Below are 20,805 nucleotides of genomic sequence, written 5' to 3' on the forward strand. Positions count from 1 at the left end.
CTTGTAGTGGAACCGCTCAGCTGACGGCGACGAACGCCGCTGTCAGCAGCGCGACACCGGCGCCTGACGTGATCCACGCCAGGCGCCGGTTCAGCATTCCGCCCGCGAGCACGACCGACGCGAGCAGCAGCGCGCCGCCCAGCGGCATGAGCGCGGTGAAGAACCCGGCCGCCCCCGAGCGCACGGCCTGCCGGCTGCTCGGCTTGACGACGACCTCGATGCGGGCGCCCTTCTTCACGCCGACGGAGCGGCGCATCCACACGTCGGCACCGTCCGGGGCGGAGGCCAGCGGCCCGCTGCACTTGCTGTCCTCGCACCGCTCCACGAGCAGCTCACCGTGCGTGCGCCCCTTGGGGAACACCACGTGCTGCGCGGCGCCCCACGACGCCCAGAACCCCGCCACGATCAGGAGCAGGGCGATCGCCAACGCCGCGATCCGCCGGGAAGCCGACACTGCCACCGCTGAAGCCATGGCCGTGATCTTTGGCCATCGGTATGCGTACGGTCAACTCCGCACGGGGTCTACGAGTTGTACGAGGACTGCGCGCGCTCCAGGCCCTCCGTGATGAGCGCCTCCACCGCGTCGGCGGCGCGGTCCACGAAGTAGTCGAGCTCCTTGCGCTCCGTCGAGGAGAAGTCCTTCAGGACGAAGTCCGCGACCTGCATCCGGCCCGGCGGGCGGCCGATGCCGAACCGGACCCGGTGGTAGTCGGGGCCCATCGCCTTGGTCATCGACTTCAGGCCGTTGTGGCCGTTGTCGCCGCCGCCCAGCTTCAGGCGCAGCACCCCGTAGTCGATGTCCAGCTCGTCGTGGACGGCGACGATGCGGTCGGTCGGCACCTTGTAGAAGTCGCGCAGCGCGGTCACCGGGCCGCCGGAGACGTTCATGTACGACATCGGCTTCGCGAGGATGACCCGGCGGTTGGCGGGTCCGGGCGGGCCGATGCGCCCCTCCACCACCTGGGCCTGGCCCTTGGTGGCCCGCTTGAACTTGGCGCCCATCCGGTGCGCGAGGAGGTCGGCCACCATGAAGCCGACGTTGTGCCGGTTCATCGCGTACTCGGGGCCGGGGTTGCCGAGCCCGGCGATCAGCCAGGGGGCGTTGTCGTCGGACATCAGCGTTCCTTCGCGTCGGGTGGCGTCGGGGAGGGGGCCGGAGACGGCTGTACGGGGCGGCGGGCCGTGCCCACCACCCCGTACACCGGGATTTCAAACGGCGAAGGCTCAGGCCTCCGCGGCCTCGTCGCCCTCGGCCTCGGCCGGGGCCTCCTCGGCCTGCGCGGCGAGGACCTGGAGGACGACGGCGTCCTCGTCGACGGCGAGGGTGGTGCCGGAGGGCAGCTTGATGTCCTTGGCGGCGACCGAGTCACCGGCGTCCAGGCCCTGGATGGAGACGGTGACCGACTCCGGGATGTGCGTGGCCTCGGTCTCGACGGCCAGTGTGTTCAGGACGTGCTCCAGGATGGTGGAGCCCGGGGCCAGCTCGCCCTCGGTGACGATCGGGAGCTCGACGGTGACCTTCTCGCCGCGCTTCACGAGGAGCAGGTCGACGTGCTCGAGGAAGCCCTTCAGCGGGTCGCGCTGCACGGCCTTCGGGATGGCCAGCTCGTTCTTGCCGTCGATGTCCAGGGAGAGCAGGACGTTCGGCGTGCGCAGGGCGAGCAGCAGCTCGTGGCCCGGCAGGGTGACGTGGACGGGGTCGCCACCGTGACCGTAGACGACGCCGGGAACCTTGTTCTCGCGGCGGATGCGGCGGGCGGCGCCCTTGCCGAACTCGGTGCGGGCCTCAGCGGCGAGCTTGACCTCGGACATGCTCTTCAACTCCTCGTAGAACTAGGGGGACCTTGCGAAGAAGGTGGTCACCCGGCCACGAACGGCCTGCTACGAAGAGCGCGTCGATAACGGACCGCCGTACGAAAAAGTACGGCCTCCCTCGCCGAGCAACTTCAGCAGCTTACTCGGCGGGGGAGGCCGTACCCAAATCGATCTTCAGCGGGCCTTTTTAGGCCTCGCCCTCGAAGAGGCTGGTCACCGAGCCGTCCTCGAAGACCTCGCGCACGGCGGAGGCGATCGTCGGGGCGATCGACAGGACCGTGATCTTGTCGAGCTCCAGCTCGTTCGGCGTCGGCAGCGTGTTCGTGAAGACGAACTCGCTCACCTTGGAGTTCTTCAGGCGGTCCGCGGCCGGGCCGGAGAGCACACCGTGCGTGGCCGTCACGATGACGTCCTCGGCGCCGTGCGCGAACAGGGCGTCGGCGGCGGCGCAGATCGTGCCACCGGTGTCGATCATGTCGTCGACGAGGACACAGACGCGGCCCTCGACGTCACCGACGACCTCGTGGACCGTCACCTGGTTGGCGACGTCCTTGTCGCGGCGCTTGTGCACGATCGCCAGCGGGGCGCCCAGCCGGTCGCACCAGCGGTCGGCGACGCGTACGCGGCCGGCGTCGGGGGAGACGACGGTCAGCTTGGAGCGGTCGACCTTGGCGCCCACGTAGTCCGCCAGGATCGGCAGCGCGAACAGGTGGTCCACCGGGCCGTCGAAGAAGCCCTGGATCTGGTCCGTGTGCAGGTCGACCGTGAGGATGCGGTCGGCGCCCGCGGTCTTCATCAGGTCCGCGATCAGACGCGCCGAGATCGGTTCACGTCCACGGTGCTTCTTGTCCTGCCGCGCGTAACCGTAGAACGGCACGATGACGGTGATGGAGCGGGCCGACGCGCGCTTCAGCGCGTCGATCATGATGAGCTGCTCCATGATCCACTTGTTGATCGGAGCCGTGTGGCTCTGGATCAGGAAGCAGTCGGCACCGCGAGCGGACTCCTGGTAGCGGACGTAGATCTCACCATTGGCGAAATCGAAAGCCTTGGTCGGGACGATCCCGACACCGAGCTGGTGCGCGATCTCCTCGGCAAGCTCGGGGTGGGCGCGGCCCGAGAAGAACATCATTTTCTTCTCGCCCTGCGTCTTGATCCCGGTCACAGCACTAGTCTCCTCAGACGAGTTCGTCCGCCGCAGCTGCCCGCGCGTCCCTATAGCAGCGAGCCAGGCGAATCGTGAGCATCTATCACGGTACGCCGTGTCGGACGCACCTGTTTCCGGTCAGCCTTCGCTGCCCGGCTCCTCGGTGAGCGCCTCGGCCGCCTTCGCGGCCGCGCTACCGGGGCGCTTGCGCGCCACCCAACCCTCGATATTCCTTTGCTGGCCCCGGGCGACGGCCAGCGAACCGGCCGGTACGTCCTTCGTGATCACGGACCCGGCGGCGGTGTAGGCACCGTCCCCGACCGTGACAGGAGCCACAAACATGTTGTCCGCGCCGGTGCGGCAGTGCGACCCGATCACGGAGGGGTGCTTGTCCTGGCCGTCGTAGTTCACGAAGACGCTCGCGGCGCCGATGTTGGTGAAGTCACCGATCGTCGCGTCGCCCACGTAGGACAGGTGCGGGACCTTCGTGCCCTCGCCGAGGGAGGACTTCTTCAGCTCGACGAACGTGCCGACCTTCGACTTCAGGCCGAGGCGCGTGCCGGGCCGCAGGTAGGCGAACGGGCCGACGCTCGCCTGCGGGCCGATCTCGGCGCTGTCGGCGACCGTGTTGTCCACGCGGGCGCCCGCGTGGACCGTGGTGTCGGTCAGGCGGGTGTTCGGGCCGACGACCGCGCCCTCGCCGACATGCGTGGTGCCGTGCAGCTGCGTGCCCGGCAGGACCGTCGCGTCCCGGTCGAAGGTGACCGTGCAGTCGATGAACGTACTCGCCGGGTCGACGACCGAGACGCCGTCGAGCATCGCGCGCTCAAGGAGGCGGTCGTTCAGGATGCGGCGGGCCTCGGCGAGCTGGACGCGGTTGTTGATGCCCGCGATCTCCCGGTGGTCCCGGGCCACGGAGGCGCCGACGCGGTGTCCGGCGGCGCGCAGGATGCCGAGGACGTCCGTCAGGTACTCCTCGCCCTGGCTGTTGTCCGTGCGCACCTTCTTCAGGGCGTCCGCGAGGAGGCGGCCGTCGAAGGCGAAGACACCCGAGTTGATCTCGGTGAGGGCGCGCTGCTCCTCCGTGGCGTCCTTGTGCTCGACGATCGCGGTGACGGCGCCGGTCGCGGCGTCGCGGACGATGCGGCCGTAGCCGGTGGCGTCCGGCACGTCGGCGGTGAGCACGGTCACCGCGTTGCCGTCGGCGGAGTGGGTGGCGGCGAGCGCCGTCAGGGTCTCGCCGGTCAGGAGCGGGGTGTCGCCGCAGACGACCACGACGGTGCCGTCGAGGGCGCCCTCGGGGGCGAGGCCCTCCAGGCCCATGCGGACGGCGTGCCCGGTGCCGTTCTGCTCCGCCTGCACGGCGGTGCGGACGTCCGCGTCCACGGTGTTCAGATGGGCGGTGACCTTCTCGCGCGCGTGCCCGACGACCACGACGAGCTGCTCGGGGTCCAACTCACGAGCGGCGGCCAGCACATGGCCGACGAGGGAGCGGCCGCAGAGTTCGTGCAGGACTTTGGGGGTGGCCGACTTCATACGGGTGCCCTCACCCGCTGCGAGAACGACGACGGCGGCCGGGCGGATGGCGCTCACGGAGGTGCCCTTCGGCTTCGAATGGGGTGGACATCCGCAGGATACCGGGGTGTTCGAGAGCCGAAACGAGGGCGGGGCCCGACCGTCGGCCGGGCCCCGCGTCACGTTGTGCTCCCCCGCCAGGACTCGAACCCGGACAAATGGCACCAAAAGCCACGGTGCTGCCAATTACACCACGGGGGATCAACCCGACTGAACGGACATTGCGCCTGCCCGTCGAGTGAGCACCCAACACTATGCCGTACCAGGCACCTTCCCCGCGACGGTACAACTCGGAGCCCTCTTACACGTACGGGGGCTCGGCGGAGAGGCAAAACTCACCGGAAAACGGGCGCCGACCGCCCGTAGGCTGGGGGCATGACCACGACGGGGGAAGTTCACCGAGCCACGGCCGGGGGGCCGTGGTGGTGGGAGCGGCGGCGCAGTGCCGTGCTGGACGTGGGGCTCGCCGCGGCGTCCGCGGTCGAGTGCGCGTTCGAGGGGGTGCCGTTCGCCCACAAGGCCGGTCTGCCGGTCTGGACGGGCATCCTGTTCGGGGTGCTCACAGGGGCGACGCTGCTGCTGCGGCGGCGCTGGCCGATCGCCGTGGTGCTCGTCTCCGTGGCGGTGACCCCGGCGCAGATGGGCATCATGCTCACCGTCGTCGGCCTGTACTCGCTCGCCGCCTCCGAGATGCCGCGGCGGATCATCGGCTCGCTCGCCTGCATGTCGTTCACCGGGACGCTGATCGTCTCGGTCGTCCGGGCGCAGCAGGACATGGTGCACAGCGACCGGTTCCAGGTGGGCGGCTGGTTCGTCCCGTTCGTCGCCATCACCACCTCGCTCGGGGTGACGGCGCCGCCGCTCCTCCTCGGCCTGTACGTGGGGGCGCGCCGCCGCCTGATGGAGAGCCTGCGCGAGCGCAACGAGTCGCTGGAGCGCGAGCTGTCGCTGCTCGCCGAGCGGGCCGAGGAGCGGGCCGAGTGGGCGCGCGGCGAGGAGCGGACCCGGATCGCGCGGGAGATGCACGACGTCGTCGCGCACCGGGTGTCGCTGATGGTGGTGCACGCGGCGGCGCTCCAGGCGGTGGCCCGCAAGGACCCGGAGAAGGCGGTGCACAACGCGGCGCTCGTCGGCGACATGGGCCGGCAGGCGCTCACCGAGCTGCGCGAGATGCTGGGCGTGCTGCGGTCCGGCGACCCGGTGCCGGAGCGCGGCATGAGCGTGCCGCTCGCGGCGGTGGCGGAGGCGGCGGCCGCGGCGGCGTCCCGGGCCGAGGCCGAGGACGGCTCCGCGGAGGGCGGCCCGTGCCTCGCCGACCTCGACGAGCTGGTGGGCCAGTCCCGGGAGGCCGGGATGGTCGTCGAGATGACCGTCGAGGGCGAGGTGCGCGAGTACGGCGGGGCGGTGGAGCAGACGGCCTACCGCGTCGTGCAGGAGGCCCTCACGAACGTGCACAAGCACGCCGCGGGCGCCAAGACCTACGTCCGCCTCGCCCACCGCGCCGCCGAGGTCGCCATGCAGGTCGAGAACGAGCCCCCGCCGGACCTCGCGGACGCCTCGTCGGCGGGCCTCCCGTCGGGCGGCAACGGCCTGGTCGGCATGAAGGAACGCGTGGCGTTCCTGGGCGGCGTCTTCGTCTCGGGCCCGACGGACGCCGGGGGCTACCGGGTGTCGGCGGTGCTCCCGGCGGCGTAGCCCTTCCGAGGGCCCTCAGGTCGCCTGGAGGCGGGCCGGCTGGACCCCCGTCGTCAGGGTCTCCAGGGCGCGGTCGATGTTCGGGCCGAGGTACCAGTCGCCGCTGTGGTCGAGGGCGTAGACGCGGCCCTCCGTGTCGATGGCGAGCAGCGCCTCCGTGCCGGACTCGGCGCCGAGCGGGGCGACCTCCGTGTCCAGGGCGCGGCCGAGGTCGCCGAGGGTGCGGGCCATGTGGAGGCCGTGCAGCGGGTCGAGGTGCGGCTGGACCGGGGCGATCTGGCGTCCTGGCCCGGTCGGCGTCAGGTGCAGGCCGCCGAACTCCGCCCACGCCTCGACCGCCGCCGGGAAGACGGCGTGCCGGTGTCCGGCGGGGGAGACGTGCGAGCGCAGGGCGTCCGCCCAGAACTCGGCCTGCTTGATGTCCCAGCGGCCGGGCTGCCACCCCGCGGCCCGCAGCGCGGCGTCGACGGGCACGGTGAAGCGGGTGCTCGACGTGCGGTCCGAAAGAGAAGAAGTGGGCATCAGGGGGCCGTCTCGCTCTCGGCTGTGTCTGCGGAGGGGTCCACCACGCGGACGCCGAAGTGGGCCGTCAGCGCGGCGCAGGCGCGGCAGGGACGGGCGAAGCCGCCGTGCAGCGGGTCGCCGTCCTCGCGGATGCGCCGGGTGGTGAGCTTCGCGTGCTTGAGGGACTTGCGGGCCTCGCCCACCGTCATGGGCCGGCGCCGGGCCCGCTTGGACTTCTCGGTGCGCTCGGCGTCCACGGCGACCAGATGGCGCGAGACGAGGATGGCCTCGGCGCAGCGCCCGGTGAACCGGTCACGCTGCGCACTCGTCAACGTGTCCAGGAAATCCTGCACCAAAGGATGCAGCGCGGGCGGCAGTTCGCCGCGCGCGGCGGTGGAGGTGAGCGTGCCGCCGCGCACCGAGAGCGCCGCGGCGACGGCGGGCAGGATGCCGTCCCTGCGCCCGCGGAGGACGGGTACGTCGATGGCGTCCGCCGCGCTCCAGCCCACGCGCGGGTCGTTGCCGGACGGCGCCTCCGCGTCGGCGGACGGCTCCGCGGTCGTCTCTGCGATACCGCTGTTCATGTAGTGCTTCCCCTCCTGCAATCCCCCAGGTTGCCTGCACAGAGTGCCAAATGGGGCGCCGGGTGCGGAAGCCGGTACCCGTCGACACGCTGGATCGTCACGGGGTGGTGACACGGGGGTGACTGCTGGTCATGGAACCGGACGCCCGGTGACCGGTGCCGTACGACCGCATAGGCTGTCGTTGTCCGCGATCGACACGGGCCGGGAACAGTCCACGAGTTCGGCACCCGTTCGGCCGCGGTGAAGCAGGTACCCGTCAACAGCGCCGCAGGGGGCAACCGCCATGACGACAGGTCGGCTCGGGCAGCAGGCCGCGCCGCCGAACGCGGCTTACGCCGGGCAGGTAGTGAACTTCCCTGACCCGGTCCGCGCCGCCCGGCACCCCCGCGGAGTGCGGGTGGACGGCGACGGCTATCCGGACTTCTCGGCGTACGCGCGTGCGGCGGCCGAGATCGCGGAGCCGCCCCAGGGCTTCGGCGTCGACGAACTGCGGCTCACCGACTACGTGTCGGCCAACGCCGCGCTCGCCGCCTCCGGCCACGCACTGTGGGACACGATCCCGGCGGTGGCGACCCCGCACGGCTGGACCTGGCACCACGTCCGCGGCTCGCGCCGCCTCGAACTCGTCCCCGTCGAGGTGAAGGCGCTGCTGCGGCACCACGGCGGGCTCGCGACGGCCGCCGTCGACCAGCACAAGCGCGGCACCCGCCCCCTCCAGGACACCCGGCCCGCCCACTTCGGCCTGCCCAAGTCGGCGGTGGCCGTCACCGAGCAGCAGGTCCTCGGCGTGGAGGAGGACCTCGGCTACCGGCTGCCCGGCGCCTACCGCTCGTTCCTGAAGGCGGCAGGCGGCTCCGCGCCCGTCGGCACGGCGCTCGACGCCGACCTCGGCCTCCTCATCGACCAGCCGTTCTTCACGGTCCGCGACGAGGCCGCCGTCAACGACGTCGTCTACGTCAACAAGTGCCTGCGCGACCACCTCACCAAGGACTACCTGGCGGTCGGCTTCGTGCAGGGCGGCATCCTCGCCGTGAAGGTGCGCGGCGCCAGGGCCGGTTCCGTCTGGTTCTGCGCGTACGACGACGCGCGGGACGGCGGCGACACGGCCGCCCTGTCGGTCGCCGAGCGCGTGGAGCGGCTGCTCCTGCCGTGCGGCGACGACTTCGACGTCTTCCTGTCCCGGCTCGCGGGCAACCCGCCCGAGCTGGAGACGGTGGCGAACCTGATGGTGGACGGCGGTTTCGCGAGCGCCGTCCCGGTCTCGACGTACGCGGACGAGGGGTGAAGGTCCGATGGTGACGTTCGCGCAGGCGCAGGAGCGCGCCGAGGAATGGATCAACGGTGACGTGCCCGGCTACCAGCAACGCGAGGTGCGGGTGCGGGAGTTCGAGCTGGGCTTCGTCGTGTGGGCGGAGGACCGCGAGAACGGTCCCGTCTCCGACGGCGGCCGCCAGCGGCTCGTCATCGCGCGCGACAGCGGCGAGGCCACGCTGTGGCCGTCGCTGCCCGTGGGTGAGGTGATCCGGCGGTACGAGGAGGAGTACGGGCTGCCGGAGGCCCCGGCGGAGCCGGTGGCGCCCCGGGCGCCGGAACGGGTGGACCTGAACCAGACGTCGTTCCTGCTCAGTCCGCCGGAGTGGTTGCAGGAGGCCGCGGACAAGCTGGGCATCCCCGACCGCCGTACGCCGAGTCCCGCCGCCGCTCCGGCCGCGCCGCAGGACGCCGTGCCGGAGGGGGCGACTCCGTGGGCCGGTACGGACACGAACGGGGCCGGTGACGAGGAGGACCGCTCGGTGCCGCTGCCCGAGACGGTGTTCTCGCCGCCCCTGTCCGAGGAGACGCCGCCGCCCGGCGTCACCCCGGACGCGAAGACGGCCCTGATCTCCGGCGGCAGCCAGTTGCCGCGCACGGAGGTGGCCCCGGCGCTCGACGACTCCGCTGAGCGGCCGCGTCCGACGGCGACCCCGGGCACGCCGCCGCAGCCCGCGACCCCGGGCACGCCGCCCCAGGGGACTGCCCCGTACGGGTATCCGCAGGGCCCGGTCGGTGGCCCGGACACGCCTCCGCCGCCGCCCGCGCCGGGTGCGTCGTTCCCGCCGCCGGTACCGGGTTCGGCCGTGCCGCTGACGCCTCCGCCGGGGTACACGCAGTACGGGATCCCGCAGGGCGGCCCCGACTCGCCGCCTGCGCCGGGTGCGTCTTCCCCTACGCCGCCGCCCGCGCCGGGTGCGCCGCTGCCGCATGCGGCGCCGGGTAGGCCGGGTGCGCCGGGTGCGCCGGGTGTTCAGTCGTACGGGTATCCGCAGGGTCCGGGTGCGCCGGGTGCGTCCGGCGCCACGCCTCCGCCGCCCGCGCCGGGGGCGCCGTTGCCTCCGCCCGCGCCGGGTGCTCCCCACACTCCGCCTCCGCCTTCCGCGCCGGGCGCCCCGCTGCCTCCGCCCGCGCCGGGTGCTTCCCACACCCCGCCCCCGCCCAGCGCGCCGGGCGCCCCCTTCCCGCCCCCCGCGCCGGGCTCCGCCGTGCCGGGTGCGCCGCCTTCCGGGGCGCAGCCGTACGGGTACCCGCAGGGTCCGGGCGCGCCCGGTACTCCGCCCCCGGCGCCGGGCGCCCATGACATCGCCGATGTCGCCACCAGCAAGGCGCAGGGCCCCGGGCGCGGGGACGGGCCGCAGACACCGCCGCCTCCGCAGGCGCCCGGGACGCCGGGTGCGCCGGGCGGGCCCGCCGGGGGGTACGTGCCGACGCAGCTCGTCTCCTCGCTCGGCCCGGACGGGCAGCCGCAGCCGCCGTCCCCGCCCGGCGCCACGCCTCCGCCCTCCGCGGGCGGCGGTGTGCACCACGCCGCCACGATGCTCGCGGGACCGGCCGTCACCGGCCCGGGTGGTCCGGGCAGCCCGGGCGGTCAGACACCGCCCCCGCCGGGCCCGCCCGGCGCCCCGGGTGCTCCCGGCGCGCCGAAGCCGCCGCCCGCGCCCACGCCGCCCGGCGCCACGCCTCCGCCCCCCGCGGGCGGCGGTGTGCACCACGCGGCCACGATGCTCGCCGGTCCGGCCCCGCAGGGACCTGGCGGGCCCGTGCCGCCGCCCGCGCCGGCGCCCCCGGCCGCGTACGGCTATCCGCAGCAGGGCGGGCAGCCGACCGTCGGGCCCGGCTACCAGGCCGTGCTGCGCTACCGCGCGCCCGACGGCTCCGAGCAGCAGCTCATCCGGCGGTCCGCGCCGGGTACGCCGCACCCGGAGTGGCAGATCTTCCACGAGCTGCGCGGGATGAACGTCCCGCCGGACCAGGTGCTCGAACTCCACACGGAGCTGGAGTCCTGCGCGCTGCCGGGCGCGTACTGCGCGCGCATGATCAAGGAGCAGTGGCCGCAGGCGCGGATCACGTCGATCGCGCCGTACGGCACCGATCACGCCTCGCGCCAGCAGGGCATGCAGCAACTCATCGCGCACCAGGGCGAGTTGCACCAGGTCGCCGACGGTCCGGCCCGCCCGGCGCCGGTGCGTGCGCCGCTGCCGCCCGCGCAGCCCGCGCCGCCGGTCCCGCCGGAGGCGATCGCGCAGGAGCTGGCCGGGGCGTTCGGTCCGGGCGTGTTCCGGTTCGACCAGCGCGCGGTGTCGCGGCAGGGCGTGCCGGACATCGTGGCGCACACCCTGGTCGTGGCGGGGCTGCCCGCGGACTTCGGGCCGTTCTTCTGGGCGCAGGCCCAGCCGGGCCGCCCGGTGCCGACGCTGGCCGAGCTGGCGCAGGAGCGCGGGGTGCAGCCGGCGTCGGACGCGGGCTCGTACCTGGTGATGGGCAGCGATTTCGGCAAGGCGCTCTGTGTCCAGTACGGGACGGCGCACATCGTGGCCGTTCCGGTGGAGGCCGGGCCCGGTGGCGCGCCCGTGCCGCCGCAGTTCGTCAACACCGGCCTGCCGGAGTTCGCGCGCTCGCTCGGGCTGCTCGGCCGGATGTGGCGGCTGCGGTACGGGCTCAACCCGGAGCAGGCGGGCCGCTGGACCGTCGACTTCCAGGCGCAGCTGAACGCGATCGACCCGGCGGCGCTCGGCTCGCCCGAGACCTGGTGGTCGGTGCTGCTCGAACAGATGTGGGACGGCCTGCTGTAGTCCAGGCCATGGTGATCGGGGCGCTCGACCTGCGGAATCGGTCGGACGCCCCGATCATGCGCTCATGGCAGCGACACGGAGGCGGACCGGGGCGTCGGGCAGGCGGCGCTGGCCGAGACGCGTCCTCGCGGTGCTGCTGCTCGTGCTCGTACTGCTCGTCGGATACGGCGCGGGGCTGTATTTCTGGGCGGATCAGCGGCTGCGCACCACGGAGGCGTTCGGCGACGACGGCGACCGTCCGACGGGCGGCAAGGGCACGGACTGGCTGCTCGTCGGTTCCGACTCGCGCGCGGACCTGACGCCCGAACAGCGCAAACAGTTGCACGTCGGCAACGATGGCGGTCTGAACACCGACACGATCATGATCCTGCACTACGGCGACAGCGGCCCGTACCTGGTCTCGGTCCCGCGCGACTCCTACGTCCCGATCCCGGGCCACGGCCGCGGCAAGATCAACTCCGCGTACTCGATGGGCGGGGCGAAACTGCTCACCCGCACCGTCGAGCAGGCGACGGGGCTGCGCCTCGACCACTACGCGGAGATCAGCTTCCTGGGCCTGGTCGACGTCGTCGACTCGATCGGCGGCGTCCGGATCTGCGTACCGGACGGCGGTCTGCACGACGAGAAGTCCGGCGCCGACTTCGACGCGGGCTGCCAGGACATGGACGGGGTGCAGGCGCTGCAGTTCGCGCGGGCCCGCTACTCCGACCCGCAAGGTGACCTCGGCCGGGTGAAGCGGCAGCGGGAGCTCGTCGACGCGATCGCCGACAAGGCGCTCGGCCCGTCGGTGGCGCCGCTCCCGTGGAAGCTGATCCCGTTCGTGCGCACCACCCTCGACGCGCTGACCGTCGACCAGGACACGGGGGTCGGCGCCCTCGCCGCGATGGGGCTGCGGGTCCGCGATCTGGCCGGGACGGCGACCGTGCCGGTGGCGAGCGAACCGTACGTTCCCGGGGCGGGCGACGTCGTCGAGTGGGACCGCGACAAGGCGCTCCAGCTCTTCCGCGCGCTGCGGGACGACACCGCGATTCCGACTTTCGCCTCCAAATGACGCATCCTTGACCGAGTAGGTCGGGTGGATGTGTCACCTGTGACGTGTGTGCGTCGTGTGTCGTGGTATCGGCGCTCGCGCCTGATCCATCAGGATGTGCGCCGATCGCGTGTATCGCGGGGATCGCGCAGAAGGGATCGAGATGAGCGGTGCAGGAGCGTCGTCGTCGCCGTACGGTTTCGTCGTCGTACGGGGCCGTGGGTACCGCCCCGAGCAGGTGGAGGCCGTCGCCGCCGAACTGTCCGGGGCCCGTGACGACGCGTGGGAGCGGGCCGCGCGGCTGACCGTCCTCGCCAAGGAGATGGAGGCGGAGGCCGAACGGCTGCGCGAGGTCGTCGCGCACCTCGCCCCGCAGACGTACGAGACCCTCGGCAAGCGCGCGCAGTACCTCCTCGAGCTGGCCGAGGAGGAGGCCGTCGCCGTCCGGCAGGAGGCGCACGGCCGGGCGAACGCCATGACCGAGGCCGCCGCGGAGGCGGGCCGCGCGACGCGCGACGCCGCCCGCGCCCACGCCGACGAGGTGCGCGCAAAGGCCGACGCGTGGGCGGAGCGCCGGGAGCGGGAGACGCGGGCGCACGCCGACGAGATCCGGGTCGCCGCCCGCCGCGACGTGAAGGAGGTACGGGGCGAGTCCCTGGCCCTGCTGCGCGAGACGCGGCGCCAGTGCGAGGCCGCGCTCGCCGAGCAGGCCGAGGAGCAGGCGGAGGCCGCCGAGGCGGTCGAGCGCGAGGCCGCGGAGTGGCTGGCCGCGGCGGACGCGCGGGAGGCGCTCGCCGTCACCGAGGCCGAGGAGCGGCTCGCCGCGGCGAAGCGGGCCCACGCGGAGGCGGGCGAGGCCGCCCGGCACCGCCAGGAGGACGCGGAGGCCGCCGCCGGGGAGCTGCTCGCGCAGGCGCGGGCCCGCGCGGAGTCCGTGGCCCGGGAGACCGAGCGGATACTGCGTGACCACGAGGAGACGCGGGACGAGATGCGGGCCCACATGGACCATGTGCGCAGCTCGCTGGCGACCCTGACCGGGCGGGCGGTGGCGGAGTAGCCCCGCCTTCGGACGGCTACCGGGGGAGCAGGCGGGCGGTGACCGTGACCGGTACGGCGCCCGCCGGCTGGTTCCGGCGCCGCTCGTAGGGGGCGAGCAGTTCCTGGATGCGGTCCGCCAGTTCGTCGACCTCGCCGGGGGTGAGGTGCAGCTCCGCCGTCACGGACCGCTCAGCCGCCCGGACGGACCGGCGCGGGTCGTCCCAGCGCAGCCGCCAGGGCCGGACCCGGCCGCCGCTGTGCGACGCCTCCTCGATCAGACCGTGCCGCGCGAGCTGGCGCAGATGGAACGAGCACAGCCCCGAGCTGTACCCGAGCCGCGCCGCCGCCTGCGACGACGTGACGGTGCCGAGCTCCGCCAACAGGTCGAGCAGAGCGATCCGCACGGGGTGGTCGGGGAGCGGACGCGCGGCCCCGGCCACCTCGCTCGCCTCTTCTTCGGTCACGTTGATCCCTTCGGTTTCTTTGCAAAGACTGCTACTTTGCAAAGTCATCGGTCAAGTGTCCGGCACGGCACGTGCCGGGCAGGGACGAGGAGTGGGGCGCGCGATGGGTGACGGGCTGCTGCCGGAGGTCGAGCGGGGCGCCGTACGGCGCATCACGGTGGTCGGCGAGGAAGTGCTGCACCGCCGCTGCGAGCCGGTCACGGACGCGCTGTTCGGCACGCCGGAGCTGGCACGCCTGATCGACGACATGTTCGCCACCAACCACGTCGCGCACGGCGCGGGCCTCGCCGCGAACCAGGTCGACGTGGACCTCCAGCTGTTCGTGTGGGACATCGAGGACGACTGGGGCGTGCGCCACGTCGGCCACATCGCCAACCCCGTCCTCGACGACGAGCCGCTCGCCTCGCGCCGGCTCGTCGAGGAGATGGAGGGCTGCCTGTCGGTCCCCGGCCCGTACCGGCCGCTGGCGCGCGCCGACCACGCCGTCGTCCGGGGGCGGGACAAGGACGGCCGGGAGCTGGTCGTCGAGGGCCGCGGCTACTTCGCCCGCTGCCTCCAGCACGAGACGGACCATCTGCACGGCCGCCTCTACCTCGACCGGCTCGGCAAGCGGGACCGCCGGGACGCGCTGCGGGAGATGGCCGAGCTGCGGGACGGGGTGTTCGCGCGGCGGGCGGCGCTCGCGGAGCGGCTCGGCAAGTAGGGGATCAAAAGGGCCGGGAACGTTTCGGTGCGGGATTCGCCTGCCGTACGGCTCCGGCCAGGATCCACTCCTCGACCGCCTCGTACCGCCGCCGCTGCTCGGCCGCGCCGCGCGCCGGGGTCAGCACCGTGCCCAGCCAGCTGAACAGGAAGCCGAGCGGGACGGAGACGATCCCCGTCGTCGTGAACGGGAACCAGTTGAAGTCGCGGTCAGGGAACGCCGAGCCCGGGGACCCGGAGACCAGATTGGTGCCGCTCATCAGGGCGAGGCAGGCCGCCGCTCCGCCGAGGAGCGTCCACATCAGGCCCGCGCGCGTGAAGCGGCGCCAGAAGAGGCTGTAGACGAGGGCGGGGGCGAGCGCGGAGGCGCCCAGGCAGAAGGAGAGCGTGACCAGGGGCTGCAGATTGCGGTGCTGGACGAGGGTGGCCAGGACGATCGCGGGCGCGCCGACCGCGAGCGCCGCGATCCGCACCATCCGCAGCTCGGCCCGCTCGCTCAACTGCCGCCTGCCGTAAGCGAAGACGTCGTGCGCGAGGGAGTTGGCGCAGGCCAGGATCATGCCCGCCACCGAGGCGAGCAGCGTCAGGAACAGGGCCGTGGTGACCGTCGTGAACAGCAGCGCCTCGGTCGTGGACAGCGCCGGGCCGAACGCGGCGCGCGCGCCGAGCAGGTACGCGGTGTTGCCCTGCGGATGCGCGGCCATGATCGCCGAACGGCCGAGCAGCGCCGTCGCGCCGATCCCCACGACGGAGACGATCAGCGCGAAGACGCCCACCGACGCCACCGCCCAGGTCATGGAGCGCCGCACCTCGCGCGCGTGCCGGGCCGTGTACATGCGCATCGTGACGTGCGGCAGGCAGGCCGCGCCGAGCACCACGGTGAGCTGGGAGCTGATCATGTCCGTGCGGGGGAGGGGGCCGTCCCGGAACTCCAGGCCGGGTTTGAGGTAGGCGCTGCCCGCGCCGCTCTGGCGCGCCGCCTCGGCGAGGAGGGTGCCGGGGTTCCAGTCGAAGCGGTGCAGGATCAGGCCCGCGACGACCGTGCCCGAGCCGAGCAGCACCACCATCTTCACGATCTGGATGACGGCCGTGCCCTTCATGCCGCCGATCGCCGCGTAGCTGATCATCAGCGCGCCGAGGGCGACGACGCAGCCCGTCTTGAAGCCCTGGCTGGTGAAGCCGAGGAGGAACGCCAACAGGTCGCCGGTGCCCGCCAGTTGAACGAGCATGAGCGGGAGCAGCGCGGTCAGCGTGGTGGCGCAGGCGGCGATCCGCACCGCGCGGCCCGGCATCCGGCGGGCCAGCGCGTCGCCCATGGTGAAGCGGCCCGCGTTGCGCAGCGGCTCGGCCAGCAGGAACATCAGGAGCATCAGGCTGAGCCCCGTACTGAGGGCGAGGACGACCCCGTCGTACCCCATCAGGGCGATGATGCCGCCGGTGCCGAGGACGGTCGCGGCGGAGATGTAGTCACCGGCCACCGCGAGCCCGTTGCCCATCGGGGTCAGGCGGCCGAAGCCCGTGTAGAACTCCTCCAGGTTGTCCCGGTCGGGGCCGGTCACGATGCAGAGCAGGAGGGTGACCGTGGCGACCGCCGTGAACGCCACGAGGGACATGGACTCCGCCGAGGACCCGTTCACGCGCGCCTGCCCTGCCGTCGCAGCCGGTGGGCGAGCGGGTCCACGCGCCGCCGGGCCGTGTACTCGTACAGGAACAACGCCACGCAGGTGACCGGGAGTTGGCAGAGGCCGACCAGCATCCCGGTGGACAGGCCGCCGGTGACCGCGCGGTTCATCAGGGCCGGGGCGAACGCGGAGAGCAGCAGGAACAGCGTGAAGTAACCGAGTGCGGTGAGCGTGGCGACCCGGCGCTGCCACCGGTACGCGGTGCGCAGCAGCACCAGGTCGTGGCTCGGGCCGCCCGGCGGCGGCAGGTCCGGGTGGCGCGGCAGGCGGTGGGCCGGGGCGCGGTGGGCATGGGCGGGGTGCGGCATCCCGTTCTCCTTGCGTGGCCGGAGCCGTGCGGGGGAGGCGGAACGCTACCGGTGCGTACGGGGGTTGGGGAGGGGGCGCGCATACCGATTGGTCGGGTTGGTTCGGCACGGCCGGGTGGGACGGCCGGGTGGAGGTGACCCCGAGACGCAGTCCACCGAAAGGTGTAGCTCCCCTAGGGGTTCCTCCGTACATCGGACCGGGGGCCGTTCGTCCCCCCGGAGGACGAGGCGGGCGGGGGGTTCTTCCTACCGTCTGGGGGTGGGGTTTTCCCCCGGGAAAGACGGTGACTTTCACCAGCGCGCCCGGGGCCCCGCGTCACCAGACTTGGGCGTACCGCAGACACCGCTGCGGGGGTTCGCGACACCGACATAGGAGATCACCGTGGCATCGGCTGTGACCATTCCCAGGACCGGGGGCACTGGAGAGCGTACGGCCGTTGCCGCGCGGGCGCGGCAGGTCGTGAAGGCGTACGGGGCGGGGGAGACCCGGGTCGTCGCGCTCGACCACGTCGACGTGGACATCGCCCGCGGGCAGTTCACCGCGATCATGGGTCCGTCGGGCTCCGGCAAGTCGACGCTCATGCACTGCCTGGCCGGCCTCGACACCGTGACCTCGGGCCGGATCTACCTCGACGACACCGAGATCACCGGCCTCAAGGACAAGCGGCTCACGCAGCTGCGCCGCGACCGGATCGGCTTCATCTTCCAGGCGTTCAACCTGCTGCCGACCCTGAACGCCCTGGAGAACATCACGCTCCCCATGGACATCGCGGGCCGCAAGCCGGACCGGCAGTGGCTGGACCGTGTCGTGGAGACGGTCGGGCTCGCCGGGCGGCTGAAGCACCGCCCGACCCAGCTCTCCGGCGGCCAGCAGCAGCGCGTCGCCGTGGCCCGCGCGCTCGCCGCCCGGCCCGAGATCATCTTCGGCGACGAGCCCACCGGCAACCTGGACTCCCGGGCCGGCTCCGAGGTGCTCGGCTTCCTGCGCCGCTCCGTGGACGAGCTGGGCCAGACCATCGTCATGGTCACCCACGACCCCGTCGCCGCCTCCTATGCCGACCGCGTCCTGTACCTGGCCGACGGCCGCATCGTCGACGAGATGCACCGCCCGACGGCCGAGGCGGTCCTGGACCGGATGAAGGACTTCGACGCCCGGGGACGTACGTCATGAGCGCCAACACCGTGCTGAAGACCTCACTGCGCAACTTCGTCGCGCACAAGGGCCGCATGGCCCTCTCCGCCGTCGCCGTGCTCCTGTCGGTGGCGTTCGTCTGCGGGACGCTCGTGTTCACGGACACGATGGACAAGACCTTCGACAAGATCTTCACGGCGACCGCGGCCGACGTCACGGTCAGCCCGAAGGACTCCGGGACCGAGGGGTCCGCGACCGGGCGCCCCGAGTCGCTGCCCGCCTCCGAGGTCGCCGCCGTCGGCAAGGTCGACGGCGTGAAGTCGGCCGAGGGCGCGATCAGTTCGATGAACGTGACGGTCGTCGACTCCCACAACAAGAACATGGGCTCCGAGACCGGCGCGCCCACCATCGCGGGCAACTGGACCAGGAACGACCTCCGCTCCATGGAGATCACCTCGGGCCACGCCCCGCGCGGACCGACCGAGACCATGATCGACTCGGACGCGGCGGACAAGCACCACCTGAAGCTCGGTGACGAGCTGCGCACGATCACCGCCACCGGCGACATCAAGGCGAAGATCGTCGGCATCGCCGACTTCAAGGTGACCAACCCGGGCGCGACCGTCGTCTACTTCGACACCGCGACCTCCCAACGTGAACTCATCGGCGCGAGCGGGCGGTTCACCGCGATCAACCTCGTCGCCGAGCCCGGCGTCAGCAACGCCCAGCTCAAGGCGAACGTCGCCGCCGCGCTCGACGGCCCGTACAAGATCCAGACGCAGAAGGAGGCCGCGGACGCCAACGCCGCCGACGTCTCCTCCTTCATGGACGTCATCAAGTACGCGCTGCTCGGCTTCGCCGGGATCGCGTTCCTCGTCGGCATCTTCCTGATCATCAACACGTTCTCGATGCTCGTCGCGCAGCGGACCCGGGAGATCGGCCTCATGCGGGCCATCGGCTCCTCCCGCAAGCAGGTCAACCGGTCGGTGCTCGTCGAGGCGCTGCTCCTCGGCGTCGTCGGCTCCGTGGTGGGCGTCGGCGCGGGTGTCGGCCTCGCCATCGGCCTGATGAAGCTGATGTCGGCGGCGGGCATGGACCTGTCCACCGACGACCTCACCGTCGCCTGGACGACCCCGGCGATCGGCCTCCTCCTCGGCATCGTCGTCACCGTCCTCGCCGCCTACCTGCCCGCCCGCCGGGCCGGCAAGGTCTCCCCGATGGCCGCCCTGCGGGACGCGGGCACCCCGGCCGACGGCAAGGCCGGCGCCGTACGCGCCGTCCTCGGCCTCCTCCTCACCGGCGGCGGCGGGTTCGCGCTCTACCTCGCCACGCAGGCCGACAAGGCGAGCGAGGGCGCCTCGTGGCTCGGCCTCGGCATCGTCGCCTCGCTCATCGGCTTCGTGGTCGTCGGACCGGTCCTCGCAGGGCTGGTCGTCCGGGTCATCAGCGCCGTACTGCTCCGCTTCTTCGGGCCTGTCGGACGGATGGCCGAACGCAACGCGCTGCGCAATCCGCGCCGCACCGGGGCGACCGGCGCCGCGCTGATGATCGGGCTCGCGCTCGTCGCCTGCCTCTCCGTCGTCGGCTCCTCGATGGTCGCCTCGGCCACCGACCAGCTCGACAAGTCGGTCGGCGCGGACTTCATCGTCGAACCCAGCAACGGGACGATCACGCCGCAGGCCGCCGCCGCGCTCAAGAAGGTCGCCGCGTCCGGGGACGTCAGCCACGTCACCGAGGTCAAGTACGTCAAGACGACGCTCACCACTCCGTCGGGCAAGAAGGAGAAGGAGGAGCTGGTCGCGGCCAGCCCGTCCTACGCGCAGGATCTGCGGCGCGAGGCGACCTCCGGCGAGCTGAAGGCCGCGTACGGGGCCGGGGCCATGTCCGTCGGCTCCGAATTCGCCGAGAAGAACGGCGTCAAGGTGGGTGACGCGCTGACCGTCGCCTTCGAGCACGGCCGCACCACCAAGCTCAAGGTCGCGGCGATCACCTCCGACGACACCGTCTTCGACAAGGGCGCGATGTACACCAACATCGCCACCGCGACGACGTACCTGCCAGCGGACCGGGTGCCGCTGAACGGGATGATGTTCGCCAAGGCCGCCGACGGCAAGGCCGAGCAGGCGTACGCGGCGCTCAAGAAGTCCGTCGCCGCGGACCCGACCGTCAAGGTCAAGGACCAGACCGACTACAAGGAGTCCCTGAAGGACCAGATCGGCCAGCTCCTGAACATGATCTACGGTCTGCTCGCCCTGGCGATCATCGTGGCGGTTCTGGGCGTCGTGAACACCCTCGCCCTCTCGGTGGTCGAGCGGACCCGGGAGATCGGCCTGATGCGCGCCATCGGCCTCTCCCGGCGCCAGCTGCGCCGCATGATCCGTCTTGAGTCGGTCGTCATCGCCCTCTTCGGCGCGCTGCTCGGGCTCGGCCTGGGCATGGGCTGGGGCGCCACCGCCCAGAAGCTCCTCGCCCTGGAGGGCCTCGGCGTCCTGGAGATCCCCTGGCCGACGATCATCGCGGTCTTCACCGGCTCGGCGTTCGTGGGGCTGTTCGCGGCGCTGGTGCCGGCGTTCCGGGCGGGTCGGATGAACGTGCTCAACGCCATCGCGACGGTTTAGCTCCGCCGGTTGAACGGAAGACCCCGGGGCTGGGAGGCCCCGGGGTCTTCTTTGCCTGCGATGCCGCCCGCGGCTCTCGTCGTGGCTGGTCGCGCAGTTCCCCGCGCCCCTGGGATGCGCACTTCGTGCGGCATTCCCCGCCCGTTTTCGGGTGCGGCTTTCGTGGTGGCTGGTCGCGCAGTTCCCCGCGCCCCTGAGATGCGCACTTCGTGCGCCATCTCAGGGGTCCGTGGAGGTGCGCATCGTCGCTGTAGCTGCGGCGGAGCCGCATGCTTCAGGGGCGCGGGGAACTGCGCGACCAGCCACGACGGCGTTGCACGTGACGACCGACCGAGCAGAACCGCCCCTGGCAAGCCCCGCACCGGGCGCCCCGTCACCCGTTACGGTGACGCACCCGCACGGCCC

18 protein-coding genes and 1 tRNA gene are annotated in these 20,805 nt (G+C 72.6%); 8 read left to right on the forward strand and 11 right to left on the reverse strand.

Translation table 11 applies throughout. The features are described 5' to 3' along the window. Positions 1-16 precede the first annotated feature (16 nt). The 6 genes from N5I75_RS17410 to N5I75_RS17435 form a co-directional block, all read right to left on the reverse strand. Positions 17-472 (reverse strand): hypothetical protein, encoded by a 456-nt coding sequence (locus N5I75_RS17410; protein WP_476678553.1) that lies wholly within the window; start codon positions 470-472, stop codon positions 17-19. Between the two features lie 50 nt (positions 473-522). Next, positions 523-1,116, reverse strand: coding sequence for an aminoacyl-tRNA hydrolase (gene pth / locus N5I75_RS17415; RefSeq protein ID WP_476678555.1), 594 nt, complete (start codon positions 1,114-1,116; stop codon positions 523-525). Between the two features lie 108 nt (positions 1,117-1,224). Then, positions 1,225-1,812, reverse strand: coding sequence for a 50S ribosomal protein L25/general stress protein Ctc (locus N5I75_RS17420; RefSeq protein ID WP_476678557.1), 588 nt, complete (start codon positions 1,810-1,812; stop codon positions 1,225-1,227). A gap of 190 nt (positions 1,813-2,002) precedes the next feature. Continuing rightward, positions 2,003-2,980 carry a ribose-phosphate diphosphokinase gene (locus N5I75_RS17425; protein ID WP_361071905.1) on the reverse strand — a complete coding sequence of 326 codons (978 nt, stop codon included), beginning with the start codon at positions 2,978-2,980 and terminating at the stop codon, positions 2,003-2,005. A gap of 120 nt (positions 2,981-3,100) precedes the next feature. Next, the gene (gene glmU, locus N5I75_RS17430; RefSeq protein ID WP_476678558.1) at positions 3,101-4,555 is read right to left on the reverse strand and encodes a bifunctional UDP-N-acetylglucosamine diphosphorylase/glucosamine-1-phosphate N-acetyltransferase GlmU; all 1,455 of its coding nucleotides are present in this window, start codon (positions 4,553-4,555) and stop codon (positions 3,101-3,103) included. Between the two features lie 111 nt (positions 4,556-4,666). Then, positions 4,667-4,738: transfer RNA gene (locus N5I75_RS17435), tRNA-Gln, on the reverse strand. Positions 4,739-4,912: 174 nt separating this feature from the next. Here N5I75_RS17435 and N5I75_RS17440 point away from each other — a divergent pair. Continuing rightward, on the forward strand, positions 4,913-6,232 hold the full coding sequence (locus N5I75_RS17440; protein WP_476678559.1) for a sensor histidine kinase: 1,320 nt from the start codon (positions 4,913-4,915) through the stop codon (positions 6,230-6,232). 15 nt (positions 6,233-6,247) lie between these two features. Here N5I75_RS17440 and N5I75_RS17445 read toward each other — a convergent pair whose 3' ends face one another. Beyond that, positions 6,248-6,754, reverse strand: coding sequence for an SUKH-3 domain-containing protein (locus tag N5I75_RS17445; protein WP_476678561.1), 507 nt, complete (start codon positions 6,752-6,754; stop codon positions 6,248-6,250). Continuing rightward, entirely contained in the window at positions 6,754-7,320 is a 567-nt protein-coding gene (locus N5I75_RS17450) for a YwqJ-related putative deaminase (protein WP_476678563.1), read from the reverse strand. The genes N5I75_RS17445 and N5I75_RS17450 overlap by 1 nt, the downstream gene beginning before the upstream one ends. Positions 7,321-7,603: 283 nt before the next feature. Between N5I75_RS17450 and N5I75_RS17455 the strand changes: the two genes are divergently transcribed. From N5I75_RS17455 to N5I75_RS17470, 4 genes are all read left to right on the forward strand, one after another. Continuing rightward, positions 7,604-8,605, forward strand: coding sequence for an SMI1/KNR4 family protein (locus N5I75_RS17455; protein ID WP_476678565.1), 1,002 nt, complete (start codon positions 7,604-7,606; stop codon positions 8,603-8,605). Positions 8,606-8,612: 7 nt separating this feature from the next. Continuing rightward, complete coding sequence (locus N5I75_RS17460; RefSeq protein WP_476678567.1) at positions 8,613-11,426, forward strand: SUKH-4 family immunity protein; 2,814 nt, start codon at positions 8,613-8,615, stop codon at positions 11,424-11,426. Positions 11,427-11,490: 64 nt separating this feature from the next. Further along, positions 11,491-12,477: an LCP family protein gene (locus N5I75_RS17465; RefSeq protein WP_476678568.1), complete on the forward strand. Its 987-nt coding sequence runs from the start codon at positions 11,491-11,493 to the stop codon at positions 12,475-12,477. Between the two features lie 142 nt (positions 12,478-12,619). Continuing rightward, positions 12,620-13,513 (forward strand): cellulose-binding protein, encoded by an 894-nt coding sequence (locus tag N5I75_RS17470; protein ID WP_476678570.1) that lies wholly within the window; start codon positions 12,620-12,622, stop codon positions 13,511-13,513. 16 nt (positions 13,514-13,529) lie between these two features. Here the strand turns inward: N5I75_RS17470 and N5I75_RS17475 are convergent, their stop codons facing one another. Further along, on the reverse strand, positions 13,530-13,958 hold the full coding sequence (locus tag N5I75_RS17475) for a helix-turn-helix domain-containing protein (protein ID WP_476678572.1): 429 nt from the start codon (positions 13,956-13,958) through the stop codon (positions 13,530-13,532). A 103-nt stretch (positions 13,959-14,061) separates the two neighbouring features. Here N5I75_RS17475 and def point away from each other — a divergent pair, with 103 nt between their 5' ends. Further along, the gene (def, locus tag N5I75_RS17480) at positions 14,062-14,661 is read left to right on the forward strand and encodes a peptide deformylase (protein WP_476678573.1); all 600 of its coding nucleotides are present in this window, start codon (positions 14,062-14,064) and stop codon (positions 14,659-14,661) included. A gap of 4 nt (positions 14,662-14,665) precedes the next feature. Here the strand turns inward: def and N5I75_RS17485 are convergent, their stop codons facing one another. Then, positions 14,666-16,273, reverse strand: a complete 1,608-nt coding sequence (locus tag N5I75_RS17485) for a sodium/solute symporter (protein ID WP_476679522.1) — start codon at positions 16,271-16,273, stop codon at positions 14,666-14,668. A 20-nt stretch (positions 16,274-16,293) separates the two neighbouring features. Next, positions 16,294-16,650, reverse strand: coding sequence for a DUF485 domain-containing protein (locus N5I75_RS17490; RefSeq protein WP_476678575.1), 357 nt, complete (start codon positions 16,648-16,650; stop codon positions 16,294-16,296). Positions 16,651-17,032: 382 nt separating this feature from the next. Between N5I75_RS17490 and N5I75_RS17495 the strand changes: the two genes are divergently transcribed. Together N5I75_RS17495 and N5I75_RS17500 are read left to right on the forward strand one after the other, a co-directional pair. Beyond that, entirely contained in the window at positions 17,033-17,821 is a 789-nt protein-coding gene (locus tag N5I75_RS17495; protein WP_476678577.1) for an ABC transporter ATP-binding protein, read from the forward strand. Continuing rightward, positions 17,818-20,400: an ABC transporter permease gene (locus tag N5I75_RS17500; RefSeq protein ID WP_476678579.1), complete on the forward strand. Its 2,583-nt coding sequence runs from the start codon at positions 17,818-17,820 to the stop codon at positions 20,398-20,400. The genes N5I75_RS17495 and N5I75_RS17500 overlap by 4 nt, the downstream gene beginning before the upstream one ends. Positions 20,401-20,805 lie beyond the last annotated feature (405 nt).

Source organism: Streptomyces sp. R818 (assembly GCF_056172735.1).

Bases quoted from the DNA above. Each gene is read 5' to 3' on its own strand.
- N5I75_RS17410 (WP_476678553.1), bottom strand. From the start codon at position 472: ATGGCTTCAGCGGTGGCAGTGTCGGCTTCCCGGCGGATCGCGGCGTTG.
- pth (WP_476678555.1), bottom strand. From the start codon at position 1,116: ATGTCCGACGACAACGCCCCCTGGCTGATCGCCGGGCTCGGCAACCCC.
- N5I75_RS17420 (WP_476678557.1), bottom strand. From the start codon at position 1,812: ATGTCCGAGGTCAAGCTCGCCGCTGAGGCCCGCACCGAGTTCGGCAAG.
- N5I75_RS17440 (WP_476678559.1), top strand. From the start codon at position 4,913: ATGACCACGACGGGGGAAGTTCACCGAGCCACGGCCGGGGGGCCGTGG.
- N5I75_RS17445 (WP_476678561.1), bottom strand. From the start codon at position 6,754: ATGCCCACTTCTTCTCTTTCGGACCGCACGTCGAGCACCCGCTTCACC.
- N5I75_RS17450 (WP_476678563.1), bottom strand. From the start codon at position 7,320: ATGAACAGCGGTATCGCAGAGACGACCGCGGAGCCGTCCGCCGACGCG.
- N5I75_RS17455 (WP_476678565.1), top strand. From the start codon at position 7,604: ATGACGACAGGTCGGCTCGGGCAGCAGGCCGCGCCGCCGAACGCGGCT.
- N5I75_RS17460 (WP_476678567.1), top strand. From the start codon at position 8,613: ATGGTGACGTTCGCGCAGGCGCAGGAGCGCGCCGAGGAATGGATCAAC.
- N5I75_RS17465 (WP_476678568.1), top strand. From the start codon at position 11,491: ATGGCAGCGACACGGAGGCGGACCGGGGCGTCGGGCAGGCGGCGCTGG.
- N5I75_RS17470 (WP_476678570.1), top strand. From the start codon at position 12,620: ATGAGCGGTGCAGGAGCGTCGTCGTCGCCGTACGGTTTCGTCGTCGTA.
- def (WP_476678573.1), top strand. From the start codon at position 14,062: ATGGGTGACGGGCTGCTGCCGGAGGTCGAGCGGGGCGCCGTACGGCGC.
- N5I75_RS17485 (WP_476679522.1), bottom strand. From the start codon at position 16,273: ATGTCCCTCGTGGCGTTCACGGCGGTCGCCACGGTCACCCTCCTGCTC.
- N5I75_RS17490 (WP_476678575.1), bottom strand. From the start codon at position 16,650: ATGCCGCACCCCGCCCATGCCCACCGCGCCCCGGCCCACCGCCTGCCG.
- N5I75_RS17500 (WP_476678579.1), top strand. From the start codon at position 17,818: ATGAGCGCCAACACCGTGCTGAAGACCTCACTGCGCAACTTCGTCGCG.